Annotated in this window: 17 protein-coding genes and 2 pseudogenes; 10 read left to right on the top strand and 9 right to left on the bottom strand. The window is 74.0% G+C overall.

Annotated features, from left to right (window positions below; translation table 11 throughout):
• Window positions 1-4 precede the first annotated feature (4 nt).
• Window positions 5-667 (top strand): response regulator transcription factor, encoded by a 663-nt coding sequence (locus OG776_RS34225; RefSeq protein ID WP_329323059.1) that lies wholly within the window; start codon window positions 5-7, stop codon window positions 665-667.
• 98 nt (window positions 668-765) lie between these two features.
• Window positions 766-1,923 carry an ROK family transcriptional regulator gene (locus OG776_RS34220; protein ID WP_148007989.1) on the top strand — a complete coding sequence of 386 codons (1,158 nt, stop codon included), beginning with the start codon at window positions 766-768 and terminating at the stop codon, window positions 1,921-1,923.
• Window positions 1,924-2,292: 369 nt separating this feature from the next.
• On the opposite strand, the gene OG776_RS34215 is transcribed toward OG776_RS34220, so the two are convergent.
• Complete coding sequence (locus tag OG776_RS34215) at window positions 2,293-3,054, bottom strand: GntR family transcriptional regulator (protein WP_148007988.1); 762 nt, start codon at window positions 3,052-3,054, stop codon at window positions 2,293-2,295.
• 249 nt (window positions 3,055-3,303) lie between these two features.
• Window positions 3,304-4,188 carry an RNA polymerase sigma-70 factor gene (locus OG776_RS34210; RefSeq protein WP_329323058.1) on the bottom strand — a complete coding sequence of 295 codons (885 nt, stop codon included), beginning with the start codon at window positions 4,186-4,188 and terminating at the stop codon, window positions 3,304-3,306.
• 311 nt (window positions 4,189-4,499) lie between these two features.
• On the opposite strand from OG776_RS34210, the gene OG776_RS34205 reads away from it, so the two are divergent.
• Window positions 4,500-5,330, top strand: a complete 831-nt coding sequence (locus OG776_RS34205; RefSeq protein WP_329323057.1) for an alpha/beta fold hydrolase — start codon at window positions 4,500-4,502, stop codon at window positions 5,328-5,330.
• A 507-nt stretch (window positions 5,331-5,837) separates the two neighbouring features.
• On the opposite strand, the pseudogene OG776_RS42490 reads toward OG776_RS34205, so the two are convergent.
• Window positions 5,838-6,236: pseudogene (locus OG776_RS42490) on the bottom strand (EamA family transporter); the annotation flags it as partial.
• A 47-nt stretch (window positions 6,237-6,283) separates the two neighbouring features.
• On the opposite strand from OG776_RS42490, the gene pdxR reads away from it, so the two are divergent.
• The 3 genes and pseudogenes from pdxR (at window position 6,284) to OG776_RS34185 (ending at window position 10,328) form a co-directional block, all read left to right on the top strand.
• Window positions 6,284-7,765 (top strand): MocR-like pyridoxine biosynthesis transcription factor PdxR, encoded by a 1,482-nt coding sequence (gene pdxR / locus OG776_RS34195; RefSeq protein ID WP_329323056.1) that lies wholly within the window; start codon window positions 6,284-6,286, stop codon window positions 7,763-7,765.
• Between the two features lie 271 nt (window positions 7,766-8,036).
• Window positions 8,037-8,237, top strand: a pseudogene (locus OG776_RS34190) (alkaline phosphatase D family protein); the annotation flags it as partial.
• A 579-nt stretch (window positions 8,238-8,816) separates the two neighbouring features.
• On the top strand, window positions 8,817-10,328 hold the full coding sequence (locus OG776_RS34185) for a GNAT family N-acetyltransferase (protein WP_329326575.1): 1,512 nt from the start codon (window positions 8,817-8,819) through the stop codon (window positions 10,326-10,328).
• 140 nt (window positions 10,329-10,468) lie between these two features.
• Here the strand turns inward: OG776_RS34185 and OG776_RS34180 are convergent, their stop codons facing one another.
• On the bottom strand, window positions 10,469-11,959 hold the full coding sequence (locus OG776_RS34180) for a trans-sulfuration enzyme family protein (RefSeq protein ID WP_329323054.1): 1,491 nt from the start codon (window positions 11,957-11,959) through the stop codon (window positions 10,469-10,471).
• A gap of 60 nt (window positions 11,960-12,019) precedes the next feature.
• Here OG776_RS34180 and OG776_RS34175 point away from each other — a divergent pair, with 60 nt between their 5' ends.
• Both OG776_RS34175 and OG776_RS34170 read left to right on the top strand, forming a co-directional pair.
• Window positions 12,020-12,526, top strand: coding sequence for an Lrp/AsnC family transcriptional regulator (locus tag OG776_RS34175; RefSeq protein ID WP_148007984.1), 507 nt, complete (start codon window positions 12,020-12,022; stop codon window positions 12,524-12,526).
• Between the two features lie 63 nt (window positions 12,527-12,589).
• Window positions 12,590-14,281 carry a DUF885 domain-containing protein gene (locus OG776_RS34170; protein ID WP_329323053.1) on the top strand — a complete coding sequence of 564 codons (1,692 nt, stop codon included), beginning with the start codon at window positions 12,590-12,592 and terminating at the stop codon, window positions 14,279-14,281.
• A gap of 271 nt (window positions 14,282-14,552) precedes the next feature.
• On the opposite strand, the gene OG776_RS34165 is transcribed toward OG776_RS34170, so the two are convergent.
• A complete protein-coding gene (locus tag OG776_RS34165) occupies window positions 14,553-15,035 on the bottom strand; it encodes a rhodanese-like domain-containing protein (protein WP_329323052.1) in 483 nt (160 codons plus the stop codon).
• A 94-nt stretch (window positions 15,036-15,129) separates the two neighbouring features.
• On the opposite strand from OG776_RS34165, the gene OG776_RS34160 reads away from it, so the two are divergent.
• Window positions 15,130-15,576 (top strand): Lrp/AsnC family transcriptional regulator, encoded by a 447-nt coding sequence (locus tag OG776_RS34160; RefSeq protein ID WP_148007981.1) that lies wholly within the window; start codon window positions 15,130-15,132, stop codon window positions 15,574-15,576.
• A gap of 83 nt (window positions 15,577-15,659) precedes the next feature.
• Here the strand turns inward: OG776_RS34160 and OG776_RS34155 are convergent, their stop codons facing one another.
• From OG776_RS34155 to OG776_RS34140, 4 genes are all read right to left on the bottom strand, one after another.
• Complete coding sequence (locus OG776_RS34155; RefSeq protein ID WP_329323050.1) at window positions 15,660-18,662, bottom strand: SMC family ATPase; 3,003 nt, start codon at window positions 18,660-18,662, stop codon at window positions 15,660-15,662.
• A complete protein-coding gene (locus tag OG776_RS34150) occupies window positions 18,659-18,829 on the bottom strand; it encodes a hypothetical protein (protein WP_329323049.1) in 171 nt (56 codons plus the stop codon). The genes OG776_RS34155 and OG776_RS34150 overlap by 4 nt, the downstream gene beginning before the upstream one ends.
• Window positions 18,826-19,989, bottom strand: coding sequence for an exonuclease SbcCD subunit D (locus tag OG776_RS34145; RefSeq protein ID WP_148007979.1), 1,164 nt, complete (start codon window positions 19,987-19,989; stop codon window positions 18,826-18,828). Before OG776_RS34145 ends, OG776_RS34150 begins: the two co-directional genes overlap by 4 nt.
• Window positions 19,990-20,058: 69 nt before the next feature.
• Window positions 20,059-20,685 carry a YigZ family protein gene (locus OG776_RS34140; protein ID WP_148007978.1) on the bottom strand — a complete coding sequence of 209 codons (627 nt, stop codon included), beginning with the start codon at window positions 20,683-20,685 and terminating at the stop codon, window positions 20,059-20,061.
• A 169-nt stretch (window positions 20,686-20,854) separates the two neighbouring features.
• Here OG776_RS34140 and OG776_RS34135 point away from each other — a divergent pair, with 169 nt between their 5' ends.
• On the top strand, window positions 20,855-22,846 hold the full coding sequence (locus tag OG776_RS34135) for an amino acid transporter (protein ID WP_187285513.1): 1,992 nt from the start codon (window positions 20,855-20,857) through the stop codon (window positions 22,844-22,846).
• The last annotated feature ends 5 nt before the right edge of the window (window positions 22,847-22,851 follow it).

Genomic DNA, 22,851 nt, shown 5'->3' with positions numbered 1-22,851 from the left:
GCCGATGCCGGTCACCGTTCTGCTCGTCGACGACGAACCCCTCGTACGGGCCGGGCTGCGCGTCGTCCTGGAGTCCCAGCCGGACATCGAGGTCGTCGGAGAGGCGGCGGACGGTGCCGCGGTGATTCCGCTGGTGCGGCGGCTGCGGCCGGACGTCGTCGCCATGGACGTCCGGATGCCGCTGATGGACGGCATCGAGGCCACCCGCGCGGTGCTGCGGACCGTCGAGGACCCCCCGAAGATCCTGGTGGTGACGACGTTCGAGAACGACGAGTACGTCTACGAGGCGCTGCGCGCGGGCGCCGACGGTTTACTGCTGAAGCGGGCGCGGCCGGCCGAGATCGTGCACGCCGTACGACTGGTGGCGGAGGGCGAGTCACTGCTCTTCCCCTCCTCCGTGCGGCAGTTGGCGGCCTCCTACGGCAACGGCACGGCAAGTCCCGCGGCACGGAAGGCGATGGAACGAGCCGCGCTGACCGAACGGGAGGCGGACGTCCTGCGCCTGATGGCACGCGGGCTGTCGAACGCCGAGATCGCGGCACGGCTGGTCGTCGGCACCGAGACGGTGAAGTCGCATGTCAGTGCCGTCCTGGCGAAACTGGGCGCCCGGGACCGCACTCAGGCGGTGATCGCGGCGTACGAGTCGGGGTTCGTCGCCCCGGGCTGAGAACGACCCGCCGGAGGCGAAAGGTCCCCGGCCCTCGCCGGAGCGCTCCGCGCCGAGTACGATCCGGCCAACACGCGCGCTAGCTGGGAGGACGGACGTTGGGGCGGCTGACCGGCGGGGACCCTTCTCTGCTGCGAAGGATCAATTCCGCGGTGGTGCTGCACGCGCTGCGGGCCACGGACTGCGCGACGCTCACCGAGGTGACCCGGGTGACCGGACTGTCGCGGCCGACGGTCGAGGGCGTCGTCGAAGGGCTGATCGAGGCCGGACTCGTCGTCGAGAAGGCGGCCGAGGAGGGCGCCGCCCGGCGCCAGGGCCGCCCGGCACGCCGGTTCAGGTTCCGGGCCGAGGCGGGACATCTGCTGGGGCTGGAGATCGGCCCGCACCGGGTCGCGGTGCTCCTGGCCGACCTGGACGGGCGGGTACTGGGCGGACTCTCCAAGGAGGTCGACGAGACGGCACCGGCCGACGAGCGGCTCGACCGGCTGCGGACGGCGGTCGCCGAGCTGCTGCGCCGGGCCGGGGTCGCCCGCAGCTCCCTGCGCGCGGTGGGCGTCGGAAGCCCCGGGATCGTCGAGGCGGACGGCACCGTACGGCTGGGCACCGCGTTGCCGGACTGGACGGGGCTGCGGCTGGGCGAGCGGCTGAGCCGTTCCTTCAAGTGCCCGGTGCTGGTGGAGAACGACGCCAACGCGGCGGCGGTGGCCGAGCACTGGAAGGGTTCGGCCACCGAGTCGGACGACGTGGTGTTCGTGCTGGCCGGGCTGAGCCCCGGCGCCGGTTCACTGATCGGCGGGCGGCTGCACCGGGGTTACGGGGGCGCGGCCGGGGAGATCGGGGCGCTGCACCTGCTGGGGAGCGAGGCGACGCCCGAGGCGCTGCTGTCGACCACGGACGAGCCGCTGCACCCGCTCGACGAACAGGCCGTCGCCGAGGTCTTCGCGCTCGCCAAGGGCGGCGACCAGCGGGCCCGCGCGGCGGTCGACCGGTTCATCCAGCGGCTCGTGCACGACGTGGCGGCCCTCGCCCTCGCGCTCGATCCCGAACTCGTCGTGATCGGGGGCTGGGCGGCCGGTCTGGACGGCGTACTGGAGCCGCTGCAGCGGGAGTTGGCCCGCTACTGCCTGCGTCCTCCCAAGGTGACGCTCTCGCTGCTGGGCGAGGCCGCCATCGCGACGGGCGCGCTGCGGCTCGCTCTCGACCATGTCGAGGAGCAGTTGTTCGCGGTGGAGGGAACCGTGACGGCCCGCCGCTGACGGCGGGCCGCCTCGCCCGCCGCGGGGCCCTCCGCAGCGCCCTGGCGCGGTCGACCGCACGGGACGTCCACCGAGCCACCGAGCCACCGAGCCACCGAGCCACCGAGCCACCGAGTGCCGGGGTAGCGCACGCCGGATGCCGGATGCGGACGGGCGCGCGGCGGGAACGCCCGACAGGTTCCGTACGCCGCCGCGTTCCGCACGACGCGAACCGGCCGCCGCCCGACGCGTCGGAACACTCGGCCCGCCTCGTCGTGCCACGGGCCCTCGCGCGCCGACCGGTCGGTGAAACCGTCGCGCGCCCCCGGAGTACCGAGGGGCGCGCGACGGTGAAGGCTCGGCGGAGGACCCGCCGTGAGCGTCGGGACGTCAGGAGGCCCGGCGCTCCGGGTCGTGGTGGATCTCCACGCCGCCGGAGTCCCCGAAGGTCAGCCGGCAGGTGTCGGCGCGGTACGTGGCGACGGAGACCGCCGCGGTGCGCCCGAGCGCGTAGAACCGGGTCGTGACCACGAGGACGGGTGCCCCGGGCAGCCGGTCCAGTTCCTTGGCGTCGTCCGCACCGACCGAGCCGAGCTCGACGGCGCGGTCCTGTCCGTCCAGGTCGAGGCGCTGCAGTTCGCGCAGCACGGCACGCGCCCGTGCCGCCCCCGCGGGCGCGTCTATCGCCGACAGGTCCGGCACCGAGGCCGCCGGGACGTACAGCAGTTCGGCGGCGACCGGCTGGCCGTGCGTGCCCCGGGTGCGGCGGACGGTGTGCACCGGCACCTCGTGGCCCGTCTCCAGGGCGTCGGCCACCGCGGCGGGCGGAGCCGCCGTCACACAGTCCGTGGGCTGCCAGGCGTCGCCGGGCGCGCCCGGCCACACGTGCTGCTCGGAACCGACGGCCACGCCCACGCGCGGCGGTGCCACGGTGGTGCCCACCCCGCGGCGGCGCTGCAGACGCCCTTCGAGTTCGAGCTGTTCGAGTGCCTGGCGCAAGGTGGCCCGGGCGACCCCGAACCTGGCCGCGAGGTCCCGCTCGTTGGGCAGGATCTCGCCCACCGAGAACTCGGAGTCCAGTGCCTCGCTGAGCACCGTCCTGAGATGCCAGTACTTCGGTTCCGGCACCGTTTCCAACTGCGTGGTCCCCACCCTGTCCTCCGCAATCGCCGTGGCCCGGCGGCGTTTAGCGCCCTTGTTTATTAAAGGTTCCTGCACTATCCCTGCGACCATAAAGCCGGCCTCACCCTTGGTCAAGACCAATCCTCGATCCCTTACGCATTGCGTAGGCGGGCGGCGCGGAGCGTTCACGGACCGTTCGCGCCGGGTGATGTCCGCGACATGACGCCGAAAGCCCCCGTCCGTGGAACGGGGGCTTTCGGCTGATAGGGGACCGTGTGGCTACCGGGCGCTCAGGGACACCAGCTTCTCGGGGTTGCGCACGATGTAGACGCAGCGGATCCGGCCGTCCACGACGTCGAGTTGGAGGACGCTGTCGGGCTCGGAACCGGACAGGGCCAGCACCGCCGCGCCGCCGTTGACCTCCAGAAGACGGAACGAGAGGCCGGCGGCGCCCTTCCGAGCGACACCGAGGAGGAAGCGGCCCACCTTGTCGGCCGACTCGATGACCCGCAGCGGCGCCTTGGACAGGCCACCGCTGTCGCCGACCAGCCGGACGTCCGGGGCCAGCAGGGACATCAGTCCCTCCAGGTCACCCTCCGCCGCCGCGGCGAGGAACCGTTCGGTCAGGTCACGGCGTTCGGCCGGGTCCACCTCGTAGCGCGGGCGCCGCTCCCCGACGTGCTTGCGGGCCCGCGTGGCGAGCTGCCGCACCGCCGGTTCGCCGCGGTCCAGGACCGCGGCGATCTCCGCGTACGGGAAGCCGAAGGCCTCCCTGAGCACGAACACCGCGCGTTCCAGCGGGGACAGGGACTCCAGGACGACGAGGACGGCGAGCGAGACGGAGTCGGCGAGCACGGCCCGCTCGGCGGTGTCCTCGACGGCGTCCCCGAAGTCGGTGACGTACGGCTCGGGGAGCCACGGGCCCACGTACGCCTCGTGGCGCGACTGCACCTGGCGCAGCCGGTCGATGGCGAGCCGGGTCGTGACGCGCACGAGATAGCCGCGCGGTTCGCGGATCTCGCCGCGGTCCGCGCCCGACCAGCGGAGCCAGGCCTCCTGGACGACGTCCTCCGCGTCCGCCACCCGCCCGAGCATGCGGTAGGCGACGCCCATGAGGACGGAACGGTGCTCTTCGAAGACCTCGGTCGCGGTGTCGGTGGTCACGTCCCCATCCCAGCCGACGCCTCCCCGTCTGTCCAGGCGGCACAGGTCCTGTACCGGGCGGTACGGGTTCCGCGCCCGGCGGTACGGTTCCGTGCCCGGCGGCGCGGGTTCCGTACCGTGCCGTACGGCGGGAGGCCTGTCCGCTTCTCCCCGAGGGGAGTTGAGGCGCGCAGGCGGGGGCCGGCGCGGCGGACCGGCGCGGGTGCGTCGCGTGGTTCCCGGCCACCGGGGGCTACCCGTCGGTAGCAGTTGCTGACAAGCTGTCTACGACATCGGTCCCGGCAGCGTGCCTTCAGACGAGGAGCAGCATCATGTCCGCCACGGTCTCCTTCAACCTCCCCTCCGCGAACGGCCCCAGGACCGTGACGATGTCCTACACGCGCGTGGGCTCCGGAGAACCGCTGCTCCTGCTGCACGGCATCGGCCACCACCGGCAGGCCTGGGACCCGGTCGTCCACATCCTGGCCGCCGAGCGCGAGGTCATCGCCGTCGACCTGCCGGGTTTCGGCGCGTCCCCCGCGCTGCCCGACGGGCTCACGCACGATCTCGGCACGGTGGTGCCGGTGCTCGGCGCGCTGTGCGAGGCGCTGGAGCTGGACCGGCCGCATGTGGCGGGGAATTCGCTGGGCGGGCTCCTGGCCCTGGAGCTGGGCCGCGAGAAGCTCGTACGGTCCGTCACCGCGCTGTCGCCCGCGGGTTTCTGGACGACGGCCGAGCGCCGGTACGCCTTCGCGGTCCTGCTGGCGATGCGGCAGGGTGCGCGGCGCCTGCCGCTTCCCGCCGTCGAGCGCCTCGCGCGCACAGCCGCCGGGCGGGCCGCCCTCACCAGCACCATCTACGCACGGCCCGGCCGCCGTTCACCCGAGGCCGTCGTCGCCGAGACCCTCGCGCTGGCCCACGCCGAGGGATTCGCCGAGACGCTGCGGGCCGGTGTCGCCGTCCGGTTCACGGACGACGTCCCGGGGCTGCCCGTCACCGTGGCCTGGGGCACCCGGGACCGGCTGCTGGTGCGCCGTCAGGGGGTCCGGGCCAAGCAGATCATCCCGCGGGCCCGGCTGGTGCGGCTGCCCGGCTGCGGACACGTCCCGATGAACGACGACCCGGCGCTCGTCGCCCGCGTCATCCTCGACGGCAGCCGCTGAGGAGGGCGCGCGGACGCCCGGGGCGCGTCTGCCGGCCCGGGGCACCCCCGCCCCGGACCCCAGGGCCACCCCCGCACCGACCAGCACGCTGCCGACGGCCTGCGCGGCGCCGTACGTGCCCGTGCCGACCAGCGGCGCGGTCCAGGCCGCCGCGACCGGGATGAGGCCGGAGAAGAGCGTGGCGCGCTCCGCGCCGATGCGCTGCATGCCCATGTACCAGGCCACGAAGCCCACGACCGTGACCACCACCGCCTGCCACAGGAGTGCCGCGGTCTCGGCCGCGGTCGGCGTGCGCGGCCCGCCACCGCCGCCGGTGAGGGCGGCGACCGCCGCCGACTCGGCCGCGGCCACCCCGCACACGGTGGCCGACAGCAGCCGCGGGCCCAGGGGGCGCAGCACCGGCACCGCGAGGACCGCGAACCCCACCTCGCCGGCGAGCGCGCACACCGACCACACGATGCCCGTCCCGTCGGTACGGCCCCAGCCCTGCACGGTGCAGGCGCCGAACGCGACGAGCGCGGCCCCGTACAGCACCCGGCGCAGCGGACGGCGCCCTTCGGTGAGGGGGACGACCACGGCGACGGCGACCGGCGCGCAGCCGACGAAGACCCCCGGGACCGCGGGTTCCGCCGTGCGTTCGGCGGCGAGCACGGCGAGGTTGAAACCGACCATGCCCACGGCCGCGAGCAGCGCGAGCCTGGCCCACTGGCGGGCCGTGAGCCGGCGCAGCGGTGCCGTGCCGTCGCGGCCGACCAGGGTCAGCAGCAGCGCGCAGGCGAGGCCGTAGCGCAGAAACTGGCCGTCCGCGTACGGGTAGTGGCCCAGGACGCTGTTGGCGGTGAAGGAGCAGCCGACGAGGACACAGGCGAGGGCCGCGAGCAGCGACCCCCTGGCGGTGGCGTTCATGACGGTGACGCTACGAACGGCCGCGGTCCGGATTAAGGTCCACTTCCATGACGCCATCGGGGACCGGTCACGGCGAGGCGCTCGGGCCGTCCCCGGATGCCGGCGGGACGGCGGGCCGAGAGTCCTGGACCGCGGCCTGGGAACTGCTCCTGCCGACCGCCTCGGCGCCCGCACGCGCGCGTGGCCGCGCGCTGCAGGCCGCGTTGCGGGAGGCGGTGCGTACGGGACGGCTGGCGCCCGGCACCCGGCTGCCGTCCAGCCGTGAACTGGCCGTCGATCTGGGGGTGTCACGGGGTCTGGTCACCGAGGCGTACGAGCAGTTGACGGCGGAGGGTTACCTGCGCAGCGGCCGGGGCGCGGGGACCTGGGTCGGCGACGCCGTCCGGGCGGCCCGCCCGACGGCCGTCGACCTGGCCCCGCGTCCGGCCGGGGTGCGCGCCGACTTCCTTCCCGGCACGCCGGATCTGTCCCTGTTCCCGCGGGCCGCCTGGGCCGGTGCCCGGCGCGGGGTGCTCGCCGAACTACCGCACCACGCACTGGGTTACCCGGACCCCCGTGGTCTGCCCCGGCTGCGCACCGCCGTCGCGGAACTGCTCGTGCGCCGCCGCGGCGTGGTCGCGGACCCGGAGCGCGTCGTCGTGGTGTCCGGGGTCGCGCAGGCGATGACACTGCTGGGATGCGCGCTCCACGCGCTCGGGATCCGCACCGTCGGGGTGGAGGACCCCGGCAGTCCCGAACACGCCGCCCTGTTCGCCGCGGCGGCGGTCGGCACCGTACCGCTGCCCCTGGACGGGGACGGGACCGCCATGGGACCGCTGAGGGCGTCGGGCGTACGGGCACTGGTGACGACGCCTTCCCACCAGTTCCCCTCGGGGATCGCGTACTCCGCACGGCGCCGTGCCGAACTCCTCGACTGGGCACGCTCGGTGGACGGGCTGGTGATCGAGGACGACTACGACGGGGACTTCCGCTACGACCGGTCCCCGGTGGGCGCGCTCCAGGGACTCGATCCCGAACGGGTCGCCTACACGGGGTCGGTCAGCAAGTCCCTCGCGCCCGGCCTGCGGCTCGGCTGGCTGCTCGTACCGGCGTCGCTCGCCGCGGAGGTCGTCGCACGCAAACGCACCATGGACCTGGGGAACCCCGTCGTCGACCAGGCGCTCCTGGCACGGTTCGTGGAACGGGGCGACTACGACCGGCAGTTGCGCCGCTGCCGGCGCGCCTACCAGGAACGGCGCGACACCCTCGTCTCGGCCCTGGCGGAACACCTTCCCGGCACGGAGGTGTCCGGGATCGCGGCGGGGCTGCACGTCATCGCCGCGCTTCCCGAGCGGTACGGGCCGTCCGACGCGTTCCTGCCGCGGGCCGCCGCGGCCGGGGTGGCCGTGCGTCCGCTCTCGGACTACGAACGCGCCGTGCGGACGGGCGGCCTGCGGCTGGTCCTCGGTTACGCCCACCGGTCCCCCGGGCAGCTCCGCGAAGGGGTCCGGCTGCTGGCGGAGGCGGCACGGGACGGGACGGCCGGGTGAGCGGGACGGGGGCGCGGTGCGGGGGTGCGGCGACCGGGCGCGGGGGACGGGGTGCGACGCCGGGGCCACGGGTACGGCCGGGATGCCCGGGTGAGCGGCACGGGGTGCGGCGACCGGGTGAGCGGGGGGACGGCCCGGACGAGGGAGCCGTCCCGGCAGGTCACCCGTCCCGGCCGGCACGGGGCCGACGGGTGCGCGGCGCTGTCGTCACCTCCGACTCCGGTGTCCGTGAGGGCAGTTGCTCACTCACGGTTTCCGTACGCGCTGCGGCGCGCTCGACGGCACCTTCGGTCCCGACCGGGTCTTCGTCAAGGCGCCGACGGCCGCCGACGTGTCGCCGGCCGAGGGCTACCAGTTCTTCGGGGAGGTCGACATCGACGGCGGCAGCGGGGAGTTGACGGTGCGTCTGCGGGAGCAGGACGGAACCGTGCTGTTCACCCAGGTGCTCCAGCCGGGTCGTGTCGGCCAGTAGCCCGCCCCCCTGCGAACTCCCGTACCCTCGACGTGTCGGGTCGCGCACCGGAGTCATCCCCCGGTGCGCGCCCGCGTGAGCGCGCGCGCCGTCGGGTCCTGATCGGTGTCGCGGGCCATCCACGTTTCGTCGCAGGCTTTCTGACGTGACCTCAGGTCGCGGCGGCCTGACTCCTCGCGGTGCTCGGCGGCGCGCTCCCATTGCTGCCGGCCGATCTCGCCGCCGCCCCACTGTGCCGGCCGATCTCGCCGCCGCGGGCACCGGCGGTACGGCCTCACGGGGGCTGGGGACCTGCCGGCCGTCCCCGCGGACTCCGCCGTGCGCTCCGGGGCGCCCGGTGATCTCGTCCACCCCGCGCAGACGGCTGACCGAAGCGGCTCGTCCAAAGTGGTGACACGGGCTCGTCGACCGCGGACGGCGCCGACCCTGACGCCGGGGATCTGACCAGGCGCGTAACTCCGGCGCTCCGAAGGAGGCAAAACAACCGCAAAAAGAACTACAAAAGGGATAGAAGGACACTTTACCGATCAGTCACAGACCGTTCGTGATCACGCAACACCACTCCTTCACAGTGGCTCCATGACTCCAGACATGTCTGATGTGACCCGTGCGAGGCACGGTCGTCCGGTCCACCACTGGCGGCGGGACGTCGTGGAACTCGCCGCGCTGTTCACGGCCGTCACGGTCGCGGACGGCGTCGCCAACCTGATCGGGCACGGCCCCGACGGGCCCGTGCTGCTGGTGATCTCGGCCGCCCTGCTGGTCGCCACGGCCGGATTCCACACCTGGTGGGCACGCCGCCACGGTCACGCGCCGCCGCCGGACCATACCGGTGCCCGGACCGGCGCCGCACGGCGCCGGTCCGGGCGGACCACGAAGACCGATGAGGCCAGGAGGACCGGAGAGGGAGACACAGGAAACACAGGGGACACGGGGCACACCGAGGGCCCCCGGCAGTCCGACGCGGCGCCGGAGCCCGCCGCCGGGGTGACGGTGCTGTGGCGGATGCGGACGACGGTCAAGGACCGGCCCGGTTCGCTGGCCGCGCTGTGCACGGCGCTGGCGCACCACCGGGTCGACATCCTCAGCCTGCAGACGCACCCGCTCGCGGAAGGCACCGTGGACGAGTTCCTGCTGCGCGCGCCCGCGGAGCTGGCGGCGTCCGAGATCACCCGCGCGGTCTCCGGGGCGGGGGGCTCCGGCACCTGGATCGAGCGGGCCGACGCCCACGATCTGGTGGACGCGCCCACCCGCGTCCTCGCCCTGGCCACCCGAACCGCTCTGGACGCGGCGGAACTTCCGCTGGCCCTCCGGCAGTTGCTCGGTCGGTGCACCATTCGTTCGCTGCCCGCCAGGTCTCCTGGATCGGGCCGGGCGGAAGAGGGTGCGCCGGTCGAGGGAGCGCTGGAGGACACGGTGATGCGGCTGCGCACACCGGAGGGTGGGGTGATCACGGTGGAGCGACCGTATTTGCCGTTCACGCCGACCGAGTTCGCCCGGGCGCGCGCGCTCGTCGAGCTGGACGCGCGGCTGGGCCCGCGCATCCCCCCGGGCCAGGACCTGCTGACCCTGCCGGAGGGCAACGAGATCACCGTCCGCCGCGCGGACGTGTCGGACCTGGCGGCGGCGAAGGCGATGCACGAGCGCTGCTCGTCGCGCACGCTGACCATGCGGTACCACGGGCCGGTCGGGGACGCGGACCGCTATCTGAACCACCTGCTCAGCCCGCGCTTCGGCCGGACCCTCGCCGTCCGGACGTCGTCCGGGCGCATGGTCGGGCTCGGCCACCTCCTCTGGGACGGTGACGAGACCGAGATCGCCCTGCTCGTGGAGGACGACTGGCAGCGGCGCGGTGTCGGAGGCGAGCTCCTCGTCCGACTGGTGGCGATGGCGGTCGAGGCGGGGTGCGCGAGCGTGTACGCCGTCACGCAGGCCTCCAACACCGGAATGGTCGCCGCGATGCGGAGCCTCGGGCTCCCTCTCGACTACCAGATCGAGGAGGGCACCCTGGTGATCACGGCGCGCCTGAACACGCCGCCCGCGACGCCCCCGCTCCCGTACGTCCGGGGCCAGGAACAGGTCCGGCCCTAGGCCGGCACCGCCGCGCTCGCGCTCCGCGCTCAGCCGTAAGGGGAGGCCCCGGGCGACCTCGCCCGGGGCCTCCCCGATTCCCCCTCCTCCCCCGTCCCCCCTCGCCGGCCGATTTCCCCCTCGCCCGGCCGTCTCCCCCGTCAGCCGGCGGCCGAACCCGCGTGCTCCTCACGCAGGTTGAGGCCCCCGCCCTCCGCCGCGCGCCCGGCGGTCGCATATCCCAGGGCCGCGTCCAGGTCGGCCCACAGGTCGTCGACGTCCTCCAGGCCCACCGACATCCGCAGCAGGCGATCGCTCACGCCCGCGCCGTGCCGGTCCCCCTCGGCGACGATGCGGTGACTGATGGACGCCGGGTGCTGGATCAGGCTGTCGACGCTGCCGAGACTGACCGCGGGGGTGATCAGCCGGACCCCGGCGATGACCTCGTGCGGGTCCCCGGCCACCTCGAAGGCGATCATGGCGCCGCCGATCCGCGGGTAGTGGACCCGGGTGACGCGCGGGTCCGCGGCGAGCCGGCCGGCGAGTTCGGCGGCGCTCGCGGACGCGGCCCGGACCCGTACCGGCAGGGTCGACAGCCCCCGCAGCAGCAGATACCCGGCCAGCGGATGCAGGACGCCACCGGTGGCGAACCGCACCTGGCGCAGCCGTCCGGCGAACTCCTCGTCGCACGCGACCACTCCGGCCATGACGTCCCCGTGCCCGCCCAGGTACTTGGTGGCGCTGTGCAGCACCAGCCGGGCCCCCCGCTCGGCGGGCCGTTGCAGCACCGGCGTGGCGAAGGTGTTGTCGGCGAGGAGCGGTACGGAGCCGCAGGCGTGCGCGACGGCGCGCAGGTCGATCTCGGCGAGCGTCGGATTGGCCGGTGACTCGACCATGACGAGTCCGGTGTCGGGGCGCAGCGCGTCCTCGATGCCCGCGGGGTCGACCCAGGTCACCTCCGAGCCGAGCAGTCCCGCCGTGAGGAGGTGGTCGCTGCATCCGTACAGCGGGCGCACGGCGACGACATGACGCAGGCCCATCGCGTTGCGGACGAGCAGTACGGCGCTCAGGGCCGCCATGCCGCTGGCGAACGCGACCGCGCTCTCGGTCCCTTCGAGCCGGGCGAGGGCGGTCTCGAAGCGCGCGACGGTCGGGTTGCCGAGGCGGCCGTAGACCGGCGGACCCTCCGGTTCGGCGCCGTCGGCCGCGAACGCGTCGATGCGGGCGGCCTCGCCCCGGCTGTCGTACGAGGGATAGGTGGTCGAGAGGTCGATCGGCGCGGCGTGCAGCCCGCTCCGGGCGAGATCCTCCCGCCCCGCGTGCACGGCCTCGGTGGCCAGAGCGCGGGTACGGCCGCGGGTGCCACGCCGCGGATGGGAAATTCCGGTGCCGGGGGTGCCCACGGTGCTGGTGGTGCCGGTGGTGTCCACGGCTGCCGTGGTTCCGGTCGGTCCGGTGCCGGTGACGCCGCCGACGCCCCTGGTGCCGGAGACCCCCGTGAGCCCCGCACCGGTGTCGGTGGTCCCGGCGTCCGGCCCGCTCCCGACCGGATTCGTCCCCCCACGCCCGGAGTCGAGCCCGGTGTCGGCGCCGACCTCGGTGCCGTCCGTGCCGCGCCTGCCCGCGTCCATGTCATCTCCGCCGAAGTCCATGCACAACAGCCTGAACACCGACCGGGGTCATAGCGCCAGAACCCGTGTTACGTTCGGGCCATGGCCGATTCTGTCGTACTCGATCCGGTGGATCTTCATCTGCTGCGACTGCTGCAGAACGACGCCCGGACGACCTACCGCGACCTCGCCGCGCAGGTCGGCGTCGCGCCCTCGACCTGCCTGGACCGGGTGACGCGGCTGCGTCGCGCGGGCGTCATCCTCGGCCACCAGCTGCGGCTCGATCCGGCGAAGCTCGGCCGGGGCCTGGAGGCCCTGCTGTCCGTACAGGTCAGGCCGCACCGCAGGGAGCTGGTGGGCCCGTTCGTGGACCGGATCAGGGCACTGCCGGAGTCCCGGACGGTCTTCCATCTCACCGGCCCCGACGACTACCTCGTCCAGGTCGCGGTCGCGGACATGGCCGACCTGCAGCGGCTGGTCCTCGACGAGTTCACCTCCCAGCGGGAAGTCGCCCGCGTGGAGACCCGGTTGATCTTCCAGCAGTGGGACTGCGGTCCGCTCCTGCCGCCCGCCGGCCCGGCCGCGACGCCCACAGCGAAATCGGGCTGATGCGGGCCAGAACCGCGTGGTGACGGGCTGACGTGGCACCGGTTCCCGTATGAGGATGTCGGCATGTCAGAGACGAAGAACCCGCTGCCCCGCGAGGTCGCCGACACGTACGTCGACGAACTCATCGCCCTCGACCCGGTCCTCGGTACGTACCTCGGAGTGAAGGAGAGCGCCGGCCTGCTCCCGGATCCCTCGCCCGCGGGCCAGCAGGCTCTCGCCGGGCTCGCCCGGGCGACCCTCGCCCGCCTCGACGAGGCGGAACGGCGGCCGGGCGCGGACAGCGACATCGAGCGCCGCTGCGCACGCCTGCTGCGTGAACGGCTGACCGCCGAACTGGCCGTCCACGACGCCGAGGAGGGGCTGCGCGCGGTCGGCAACATGCACACCGCCGCGCACGCGGTCCGGCAGGTCTTCAGCATCGCGCCGACCGCGACCGACAAGGACTGGGCAGCGATCGCCGAGCGGCTGCGCGCCGTGCCGACCGCGCTGGCGGGATACCGCGAGTCGCTGGCCCTGGGGCTGGAGCGCAAGCTCTACGCGGGTCCACGTCCCACCGCGACCTTCGTCGACCAGCTCACCGAGTGGTCCGCCCCGGACGAGCACGGCCGGCCCTGGTTCGAGGACTTCGTCACCGCGGGCCCCGACTCCCTGCGCGAAGAACTGGACACCGCCGCGCGGTCGGCCACCCGGTCCCTGGTGGAACTGCGCGACTGGATGCGCGACGTGTACGCGCCCACCATCCAGGGTGCGCCGAACACGGTGGGCCGGGAGCGGTACGCGCGCTGGGCCCGCTACTTCAACGGTACGGATCTCGATCTCGACGAGGCGTACGCGTACGGCTGGGCCGAGTACCACCGTCTGCTCGCCGAGATGCGGACCGAGGCCGAGAAGATCCTGCCCGGCGCCGAGTCGCCCTGGGTGGTGCTCGCGCACCTGGACGAGCACGGCAAGCACATCGAGGGTGTCGACGAGGTCCAGCGGTGGCTGCAGGGCCTGATGGACCAGGCGATCGACGCCCTGGACGGCACGCACTTCGAACTCGCCGAGCCGGTACGGAAGGTGGAGTCCCGGATCGCTCCGCCCGGCGGCGCCGCCGCTCCGTACTACACCGCGCCGTCGTCGGACTTCTCCCGGCCCGGCCAGACCTGGCTGCCCACCATGGGGCAGACCAGGTTCCCGGTGTACGACCTCGTCTCGACCTGGTACCACGAGGGCGTCCCCGGCCACCACCTCCAGCTCGCGCAGTGGGTGCACGTCGTCGAGGACCTGTCGCGCTACCAGGCGACCGTGGGCATCGTGAGCGCCAACTGCGAGGGCTGGGCGCTCTACGCGGAGCGGCTGATGGACGAGCTGGGCTTCCTCGCGGACGCGGAGCAGCGCCTCGGCTATCTGGACGCGCAGATGATGCGTGCGGCGCGGGTGATCGTCGACATCGGTATGCACCTGGAGCTGGAGATCCCGGCGGACTCGCCGTTCCACCCCGGTGAGCGCTGGACGCCCGAGCTGGCCCAGGAGTTCTTCGGCGCGCACAGCAGCCGCCCCGCGGACTTCGTCGAGAGCGAGCTGACCCGCTATCTCTCGATCCCCGGTCAGGCCATCGGCTACAAGCTCGGTGAGCGGGCCTGGCTGCAGGGCCGGGCGAACGCGCGGCGGCGTCACGGCGACGGTTTCGACGCCAAGGCGTGGCACATGGCGGCCCTGTCACAGGGCTCGCTGGGTCTGGACGACCTGGTGGACGAGTTGTCCCGGCTCTGACCGCCACCGACGGCAGCCGGGCACGGCCCCTCCACGGCACGGACGGCCCCACGGCGACACGGGACCACCGTGACACGGACCCAGGCGACGCGGGCTCGCGCCCTGCGCCCGGGGCCGCCGCCGGGGCCCGGCCGCCGTCGGCGGTTCTCCCCGCGAGGGGGGACGCGGTGCAACGCGCGTCCTGCGCCTGCCCCGACCGCTCCCACGTCGCCCTGCCCCACGGCCCGTTCCGGGGCCGTGCCGCCGTGCGGCCGTCCGGAGCCGGCCCCGTTCAGCAGCCGCAGTCCTCCGCGCCCACCGGGACTGTCAACGGGTCGGGCCCACGGCGCTCGCGCCCCTCCCAGGTCTCGAACTCGAAGCCCTCGCGCACCCAGTACTCGAAGCCGCCGAGCATCTCCTTGACCTGGAAGCCGAGTCGGGCGAGGGCGAGGGCGGCACGGGTGGCGCCGTTGCAGCCGGGCCCCCAGCAGTAGGTGACGACCGGCACGGATCTGTCGAGGAGCTGCCCGGCCTGCTCGCTGACGAGGGCGGTCGGCAGATGGATCGCGCCGGGCACGTGCCCCTGGTCCCACGCCGGGGTGGAGCGGGAGTCGAGGACGACGAATCCGGGGTCCTCGGCCGCCGCGAGGGCGGCGGCGACGTCGGACACGTCGGCGTGGAAGGCGAGGCTCGCGCCGAAGTGGGCGACGGCCGCGGCCGGTGAGGCCGGAGCGACCCGCAGCACCGGGTTCGTCACGGGGATCTGAGATGTCATGGCTGAAAACCTAAGGGCGGCGATCCCGCTCCTGAAGGGGCGATCCACGGCCTCCCGCTTGATCCGCCGGGGATTCCCCTGCTATTCCTCGCTCATGACCACGTATTCACCGGACGCCACCGACTGGCTCATCCTGGACGTCCTCCAGCGTGAGGGAAGAGCCAGCTTCGCCGAGCTGGCCCGTGCCGTCTCGATGTCCGCGAGCGCGGTGACGGAGCGGGTACGGCGGCTGGAGGAGGCGGGCGTCATCCAGGGGTACGCGGCCGTCGTCGCCCCGGAGAACATCGGCCTGCCGATCCTCGCCTTCGTCCGTCTGCGGTACCCGAACGGCAACTACAAACCGTTTCACGACCTCGTCGACGCGACACCCCAGATCCTGGAGGCCCATCACGTCACCGGCGACGACTGCTTCGTCCTCAAGGTCGCGGCCCGCTCGATGAGCCATCTCGAGGAACTCTCGGGCAGGATCGGCACGCTGGGCTCGGTGACGACGAGCGTCGTCTACTCCTCACCGCTCCCCCGGCGCCCCCTGGGTCACTGACCCGTCGTCCCGGCCCCGCACGCCCCACCCCGCCCAGGACGCACGGGACACCCCGTTCCCGGATCCCGCGGGACGCCCCCGTGTCAGTCCTGGACGCCCCGCTGCCGTACGACCGATCCCGTTCTCCCCTTCACGACCTCCAGCTGGGCGTGGACGCGGCGCCGCAGGTCGGCGACATGGCTGACGATGCCGACGCTGCGGTCCCGTTCCCGCAGCGAGTCGAGCACGTCGAGGACCTCGTCGAGGGTCTGGTCGTCGAGGCTGCCGAAGCCCTCGTCGATGAAGAGCGTGTCGAGCCGCACGCCTCCGGCCTCGTCCGTGACGACGTCCGCGAGGCCGAGGGCCAGCGCGAGCGAGGCGAAGAACGTCTCGCCGCCGGAGAGCGTCGCGGTGTCCCGTTCCCGGCCGGTCCAGGCGTCCACGACGTGCAGCCCGAGCCCGCTGCGGCCGCGGCCCGCGCGGTCGTCGGAGTGGACGAGGGTGTAACGCCCGGACGACATGCGCTGCAGACGTGCGGTCGCGGCGGCGGCGACCTGCTCCAGGCGGGCGGCGAGGACGTACGACTCCAGGCGCATCCTGCGTTCGTTCTCCGCCGAGGTGCCCGCCGCCAGGCCCGCCATGCGCGCCACCCGGTCGTACTCCTCGCGCAGCGGTCCCAGCCGGCGTACGGACGCGGTCGCGCGCGCGGAGAGCCGGTCCAGCTCGGCACAGCGGCGGGCGGCGGCGTCCTGTGCGGAGGCGGCGTCCCGCAGCCGCCGGGCGGCGGACTCGGCGGCCTGTTCGGCCGCCCGCGGGTCGACTGCCGGCCGCCGGGCCGCGGCGGTCGTGTCGGCCTCGGCGAGCACGGCGCGGACCGCGGCCTCCTCCGACTGCCAGGCGTCCAGGCGTCGTTGAAGGTCACGGTGGGCCGCGTCGTCGAGCAGCGCGGCGGCCGCCTCCTGCGGTGTGGAGAACCCGGCCCGGAAGGCCGCGTCGGCCAGCCGGGCGTCGGCGTCCTTGAGCCGCTGCGCGGCGTCCTCGGCCGTACGGACCGCGTCCGCGGCCTCCGTGAGCAGGGCGGCCCGCCGCTCCAGCTGCGCGGCGCGCGCGGCGACGCTCTCCGCGGCGCCCCGGGCCTGCGCCAACTCCTTTTCCAGCAGCGCTCGTTCACGGTCGAGGGTGTCGCGGTGGGCGACGCGGGACGCGACCCGCAGTTCGGCCTTCTGCCGGGCCGCGACCCGCCGTCCGTGTTCGAGCTCGGCCTGGGCGAGCCGCTCGCGGGCGGCGTGCAGTCCGGAAGCCGCGGCGCGGGCCTCACCGTGCTCGCGCTCCAAGTCGGCCTCCTCCTCGGCGAGTCGGCCGGTCGGGGTGTCGCCCGCCTCGGCGGTGGCGGCGGCGAGCGCCTCGCGGACGACACCGAGCCGTCGTTCGTCCTCGGCCGCCTTCTCGTCGGCCCGCTGGTGGACCGCGAGGGCCCGCTCCTCCGCCTCACGGTCGACATGGCCGGCGATCTTCCGCGCGGGCGCGGGGTGTTCGGTGCCGCCGCAGACCGCGCAGGGCTCGCCGTCGACGAGCGCGGCGGCGAGTTCCGCCGCGATCCCCTTGAGCCGCTCCTCCTTGAGGTCGAGCCAGCGGGCACGGGTGTCCGTCGCATGGGCGCGGGAGGCGAGAGCCTGCTTCTGGGCGTCGTCGGTGTCCTTGGCGAACTGGTCGCGCTCACGGGCGGCCCGCAGTCTCGCCCGGGCGGGTTCGCGTCGTACGGCCAGCCGCTCGGCCTGGCCCGCGGCCTCCTGCGCGGTCTCGATGCGCGCCTGGAGTCCGGTGCGGGTGGTCTCCCAGGTGGCGAGCCAGCTCTCGGCGTCCTGCAGGACGTCCTCGTCGGCGCGCTCCTGTCGGTCCAGGCCGGAGCGCTCCTCGGTGAGTTCACCGAGCCTCGCCTCGGCGCGGCGGGCCGAGGCGAGGCCGCCCAGCTCCTCGGCCGTCCTGCGCGCGTCGGCCGCGAGCCCGGCCGCCCCGGCATCGGCGAAGGACGCCGGGAGGGCGGCACGCGCGTGGGCCTCGGCGGTGGTCGCACGGCGGTGCTCGGCCTCGGCCGCGTCACGCAGGTCGAGGGCGGGTGCCACCGCCTCCGCCTTGCGGCCCCGGTCCATGCGGGTCTGTGTCTCGTGGTGGGAGTCCGAGCGCTCCTCCAGGCGCGCGGCACGCTCCCGCGCCTCGGTGAACCTGCGCTGCAGGCGGGCCACTTCCCGTACGTCGTCGAGTTCGAGGTCGGCGGCGGCCTGGGCCGACTCGGCGGCCGAGACCGCGCCGTGCGCGAGGGTCAGCCGCTCGCGGGCCGTGGCGCGGGCGACCGCCGCCCAGGCGAGGACGTCCTCGGCGAGACCCGGGTCACCGGGTGCGAGGCCGGGCAGCGGCATCTCGGCGATGTCCCCGGCGGCCTGCTGCATGCGGTGGGCGTCGGCGAGCAGGGCGGCGTCCCCGTCGCGCACCTCGCTCTCGGCGGCCCGCCGGCGCTCGGTGAGGCGCTTCTCGACCTCGGCGAAGCGGTGGGTGTCGAAGAGGCGGCCGAGGAGCCTGCCGCGCGCCTCGGCGTCGGCCCGCAGGAAGCGGGCGAAGTCGCCCTGGGGCAGCAGGACGACCTGGCAGAACTGCTCGCGGCTCATCCCGAGCAGCTGGGTGATCTCCTCGCCGATCTCCTGGTGGGAGCGGCTGAGGTCCTTCCAGGAGCCCGCGGACGCCTCGTACTCGCGCAGCCAGGTCTGGGCCTTCTCGGTGGTCGTGCCGGTGCCGCGCTTCTTCGGACGGGCCCAGGGTGGCTGGCGGGTGACCTCCAGCCTGCGTCCGGCGACGGTGAGTTCGAGACGGATCTCCGTGCGGGTGGCGGGGGCCGCGTGGTCGCTGCGCAGGGTGAGCCCCTGGCCGCTCTGCCGGGCGCCCGGGACCGCCCCGTACAGCGCGTAGCAGACGGCGTCGAGGACGGACGTCTTCCCCGCGCCCGTCGGTCCGTGCAGCAGGAAGAGTCCGCCGGCCGACAGCTCGTCGAAGTCGACCCGCTGGGTCGTCCCGAAGGGCCCGAAGGCGGTGATGTCCAGACGGTGCAGCCTCATCGGCCCCCCTCGCTGTCGTCGAACCGGTCCCCGCCGACGCCGTGTCCGTACGCACCGCCCCGGCCGAAGATCTCTCCATGGGTGCCGTCCTCGCGGCCGCGGGCGGTCCCGCCGGTGCGGGCGGTCCCGCCGGTGGCGGCACCGGGCCCGCGCGGTGGCGGGGTCACCGGGAGACCTCCCGTACGGCCTCGTCGGCGTGGACGGCGTCGAACGCGTCCCGCAGCACGGCCTGTTCCCGCGGGTCGGGACCCGTGCCCCGCACATGGGCCACGAAGTCCTCGGCGATCTGCTGTTCGCTGCGGCCCGCCAGCCGCCGCGCGTACGAGACGTCCGGGTCCTCGGGTGCCCGCTCGGGCTCGAAGACCAGGCTGAGGGTGTGCGGGAAGCGCTCGGTCAGCCGGGCCATCGGCTCGGCCGGACGGACCGGATCGGTGAGGGTGGCCTCGACCCACGCCTCCTCGTGCCGCGCCAGCCCCGGGTCGGCGAGCAGCTCCTCCAGCCGCCCCCGCAGGCGGGCGAGCGCCCGGGGCACGGGGCAGTCGACACGCTCGGCGGCGATCGAGCCGTCCGGGCCCAGGTCCACCAGCCACATGCTCTTGCGGTGGTCGGCCTCGGAGAAGGAGTAGGGCAGCGGGGAGCCGGAGTAGCGGACCCGCTCGGTGATGGTCTGGCTGCCGTGCAGGTGCCCCAGTGCCACGTAGTCCACTCCGTCGAAGACCGCGGCGGGCACCGCGGCGACTCCGCCGACGGTGATGTCCCGCTCGCTGTCGCTGGCCGCCCCTCCGGTGACGAAGGCGTGCGCGAGGACGACGGACCGGGTGCCCGGCGGACGGCCGGCGAGGTCGGCGCGGACCCGGTCCATGGCGGCGGCGAGCACGGTCTCGTGTCCGGCCCTGTCCACCGCGAACTCGTCCTTCACCAGGGCCGGTTCGAGATACGGCAGGCCGTAGAGGGCGACGTCGCCGTGGGCGTCGGCGAGGACCACGGGCGTGCCGGAGGCCGAGGGTTCGGTCCGCAGGTGGATGCCGGCCCGCCCGATGAGCCCGGCCCCCACGCCGAGCCGGCGCGCGGAGTCGTGGTTCCCGGAGATCATCACCGTGGGCACCCCGAGGTCGGCCAGCCGGTGCAGGGCGTCGTCGAAGAGCTCGACGGCGGCCAGCGGCGGGACCGCCCGGTCGTACACGTCCCCGGACACGACCACCGCGTCGACGGCGCGCTCGCGCACGGTCGTGACGAGATGGCCGATGAACTCGGCCTGGGCGCCGAGCATCGTCACCCGGTGGAATGCCCGGCCGAGGTGCCAGTCGGACGTGTGCAGAAGCCTCATGATCCCCGAGACTAACGGGCGGGTCGGACATCACGGGCGGGTACTCCCGTATCGGCCCGTGCCACCCGCCTACGCGTCCCCGTACGCCTCTCCGCCCAGTTCGAACCCGGCCGTCCCGGCCGTCGCGTCCGCGAGCCAGGCCCGGAACGCCGCCACGTCGGCGTCCGGCAGTCCGATCTCGATCGTGACCGCCTCGCCGTAGCGCACGTCGCGCACCGCGCGTCCGGTGGCGCGCAGGTCGTTCTGGACCTTGCCCGCGCGCTGGTGGTCCACGGTGACCGTGGCCAGCCGGAAGCGTCTGCGGGTCAGGGTGCCGAGCGCGTCCAGGGCCTCGCCCACCGAGCCGCCGTACGCCCTGATCAGGCCGCCCGCGCCGAGCTTGACCCCGCCGTAGTAGCGGGTGACGACGGCGACGACGTACCGCATGTCGCGGCGCAGCAGCATCTGCAGCATGGGGACGCCCGCGGTGCCGCCCGGTTCCCCGTCGTCGCTCGCCCGCTGGACGGCGGCGTCGGCTCCGATGACGTACGCGTAGCAGTTGTGGGTGGCGTCCGGGTGCCGCCTGCGGACCTCCGCGACGAAGTCCTGGGCCTCCCGCCCGGTGGCCGCCGGGGCGAGGGCGCACAGGAAGCGGGAGCGGTTGATCTCGGTCTCGTGCACACCCGCGCGGGCCACGGTGCGGTACTCGTCCTGCATCCGGCCAGCGTAGGCGCTGCACGCGCGCGGGCCGGACACGGGAGCGGGCGGCCCCCCGGTTCCCGGGCCGGTCGACCCGGCGCCGGGCCGCGCGAGGGCGTGGTGGATACTCGCTCCTCGTTGCCCGAAGCCGGACCGCCGGCCCGGCCGATCACAGGGAGACCGCAGCATGACCGGCACCCAGGTGGACAACGCGGAACCGGCCGGGCCCGCGGGTCCCGTCCCCTCCGCCGCCGCTCCCCGCTGGCGGGCCTGGCTCCTCGAGGGGCTGACCGAGCGGTCGGCCCGTCACCCGGGCCCGCACGCCACCCCCGACACCGAGCACCAGGGCCACACCTGGTGGCGGGTGATGTGTCTCACCGGCGTCGACTACTTCTCCACTCTCGGCTACCAGCCGGGCATCGCCGCCCTCGCGGCCGGTCTGCTCTCGCCGCTCGCGACCCTCGTCCTGATCGCGCTGACCCTGCTCGGCGCGCTGCCGGTCTACCGCCGGGTCGCCAAGGAGAGCCCGCACGGCGAGGGCTCGATCGCGATGCTGGAACGGCTGCTCCCCTGGTGGGCGGGGAAGGTCTTCGTGCTGGTGCTGCTCGGGTTCGCGGCGACCGACTTCCTGATCACGATCACCCTGTCCGCGGCGGACGCCTCGGCCCACGTCGTGGAGAACCCCTTCGCCCCGCACTGGACGCACGGCGCGAACATGTGGATCACCCTTCTCCTGGTGGCGGCGCTCGGCGCGGTCTTCCTGAAGGGCTTCAAGGAGGCCATGGGCATCGCCGTGGCACTCGTGGCCACGTATCTCACGCTCAACGTAGTGGTCCTGGTCACCGCGGCCTTCCAGGTGCTCGGTCACCCGCACAAGGTCGGTGACTGGACCGACGCGATGACGGCGGAGCACTCCTCGCCGCTCGCGATGATCGGTGTGGCCCTCCTGGTCTTCCCCAAGCTGGCGCTCGGCATGTCCGGTTTCGAGACAGGTGTGGCCGTGATGCCCCAGGTCAAGGGCGATCCCACGGACACGTACGCGCGGCCGGCGGGCCGGATCCGCGAGACCCGGCGGCTGCTCACCACCGCGGCGGTGATCATGAGCTGCTTCCTGCTGCTGTCCAGCCTGGCGACGACGATCCTGATCCCGCAGAGCGAGTTCGAGAGCGGCGGCTCGGCGAACGGCCGCGCCCTCGCCTATCTCGCGCACCGGTACCTCGGCGAGGGCTTCGGCACGGTCTACGACGTGTCGACCATCGCGATCCTGTGGTTCGCCGGTGCCTCGGCGCTCGCCGGCCTCCTCAACCTCGTCCCGCGCTATCTGCCCCGCTACGGCATGGCTCCCGAGTGGACGCGCGCCGTCCGTCCCTTGGTGCTCGTCTTCATGGCCGCCGCGGTCCTCATCACCCTGTGGTTCGACGCGAACGTCGACGACCAGAGCGGCGCGTACGCGACCGGTGTGCTCGTCCTGATGCTCTCCGCGTCGTTCGCCTCGGCCGTCGCCGTGCACCAGCGGGGCCACCGGGTCGCGGCGCTCGGCTTCGGCGCGATCACCGCGGTCTTCGGCTACACGCTGGTCACCAACGTCATCGAGCGTCCCGACGGCATCAAGATCGCGCTGATCTTCATCCTGGCGATCCTGTCCACCTCGTTCGCCTCCAGGGTGCGCCGCGCCTTCGAACTGCGGGCCGCGGAGGTCACGTTCGACGAGGCGGCGGCCCGGTTCGTCGACGAGGCCGCGGCGAGCGGGCCGCTGCTGCTGATAGCCAACGAACCGCACGAGCACAGCACTCGGGAGTACCGCGCCAAGGAGTACAGCCAGCGCGAGCAGACGCACATACCGGACGGCCGTCCCGTGCTGTTCCTGGAGATCTTCGTGACCGACTCCTCGGACTTCACGGCCGACCTCGCCGTGCACGGCGACGAGAAGCACGGGGTGCGCAGGCTGCGCGTCGAGGGCGCCACCGTGCCCAACACCATCGCGGCCGTCATGATGCGGTTGCGCGACCGGACGGGCCAGGTCCCGCACGCCTACTTCAACTGGACCGAGGGCAACCCGCTGAGTCACCTGGTCCGCTTCCTGGTCTTCGGTGACGGCGAGGTCGCCCCCGTCACCCGCGAGGTGCTCCGGCGCGCCGAGCCCGACCCGGAACGACGGCCCCGCGTCCACGTGGGCTGATCCCC

Origin of the sequence: Streptomyces sp. NBC_01689, from assembly GCF_036250675.1 — a bacterium.
GTDB lineage: Bacteria > Actinomycetota > Actinomycetes > Streptomycetales > Streptomycetaceae > Streptomyces.
This window is presented reverse-complemented; position numbering and strand designations above follow the sequence as displayed.

Coding starts and splice junctions, on each gene's coding strand:
- OG776_RS34225 (WP_329323059.1), top strand. CDS start 5: ATGCCGGTCACCGTTCTGCTCGTCGACGACGAACCCCTCGTACGGGCC.
- OG776_RS34205 (WP_329323057.1), top strand. CDS start 4,500: ATGTCCGCCACGGTCTCCTTCAACCTCCCCTCCGCGAACGGCCCCAGG.
- pdxR (WP_329323056.1), top strand. CDS start 6,284: ATGACGCCATCGGGGACCGGTCACGGCGAGGCGCTCGGGCCGTCCCCG.
- OG776_RS34185 (WP_329326575.1), top strand. CDS start 8,817: ATGACTCCAGACATGTCTGATGTGACCCGTGCGAGGCACGGTCGTCCG.
- OG776_RS34180 (WP_329323054.1), bottom strand. CDS start 11,959: ATGGACTTCGGCGGAGATGACATGGACGCGGGCAGGCGCGGCACGGAC.
- OG776_RS34175 (WP_148007984.1), top strand. CDS start 12,020: ATGGCCGATTCTGTCGTACTCGATCCGGTGGATCTTCATCTGCTGCGA.
- OG776_RS34170 (WP_329323053.1), top strand. CDS start 12,590: ATGTCAGAGACGAAGAACCCGCTGCCCCGCGAGGTCGCCGACACGTAC.
- OG776_RS34165 (WP_329323052.1), bottom strand. CDS start 15,035: ATGACATCTCAGATCCCCGTGACGAACCCGGTGCTGCGGGTCGCTCCG.
- OG776_RS34160 (WP_148007981.1), top strand. CDS start 15,130: ATGACCACGTATTCACCGGACGCCACCGACTGGCTCATCCTGGACGTC.
- OG776_RS34155 (WP_329323050.1), bottom strand. CDS start 18,662: ATGAGGCTGCACCGTCTGGACATCACCGCCTTCGGGCCCTTCGGGACG.
- OG776_RS34145 (WP_148007979.1), bottom strand. CDS start 19,989: ATGAGGCTTCTGCACACGTCCGACTGGCACCTCGGCCGGGCATTCCAC.
- OG776_RS34140 (WP_148007978.1), bottom strand. CDS start 20,685: ATGCAGGACGAGTACCGCACCGTGGCCCGCGCGGGTGTGCACGAGACC.
- OG776_RS34135 (WP_187285513.1), top strand. CDS start 20,855: ATGACCGGCACCCAGGTGGACAACGCGGAACCGGCCGGGCCCGCGGGT.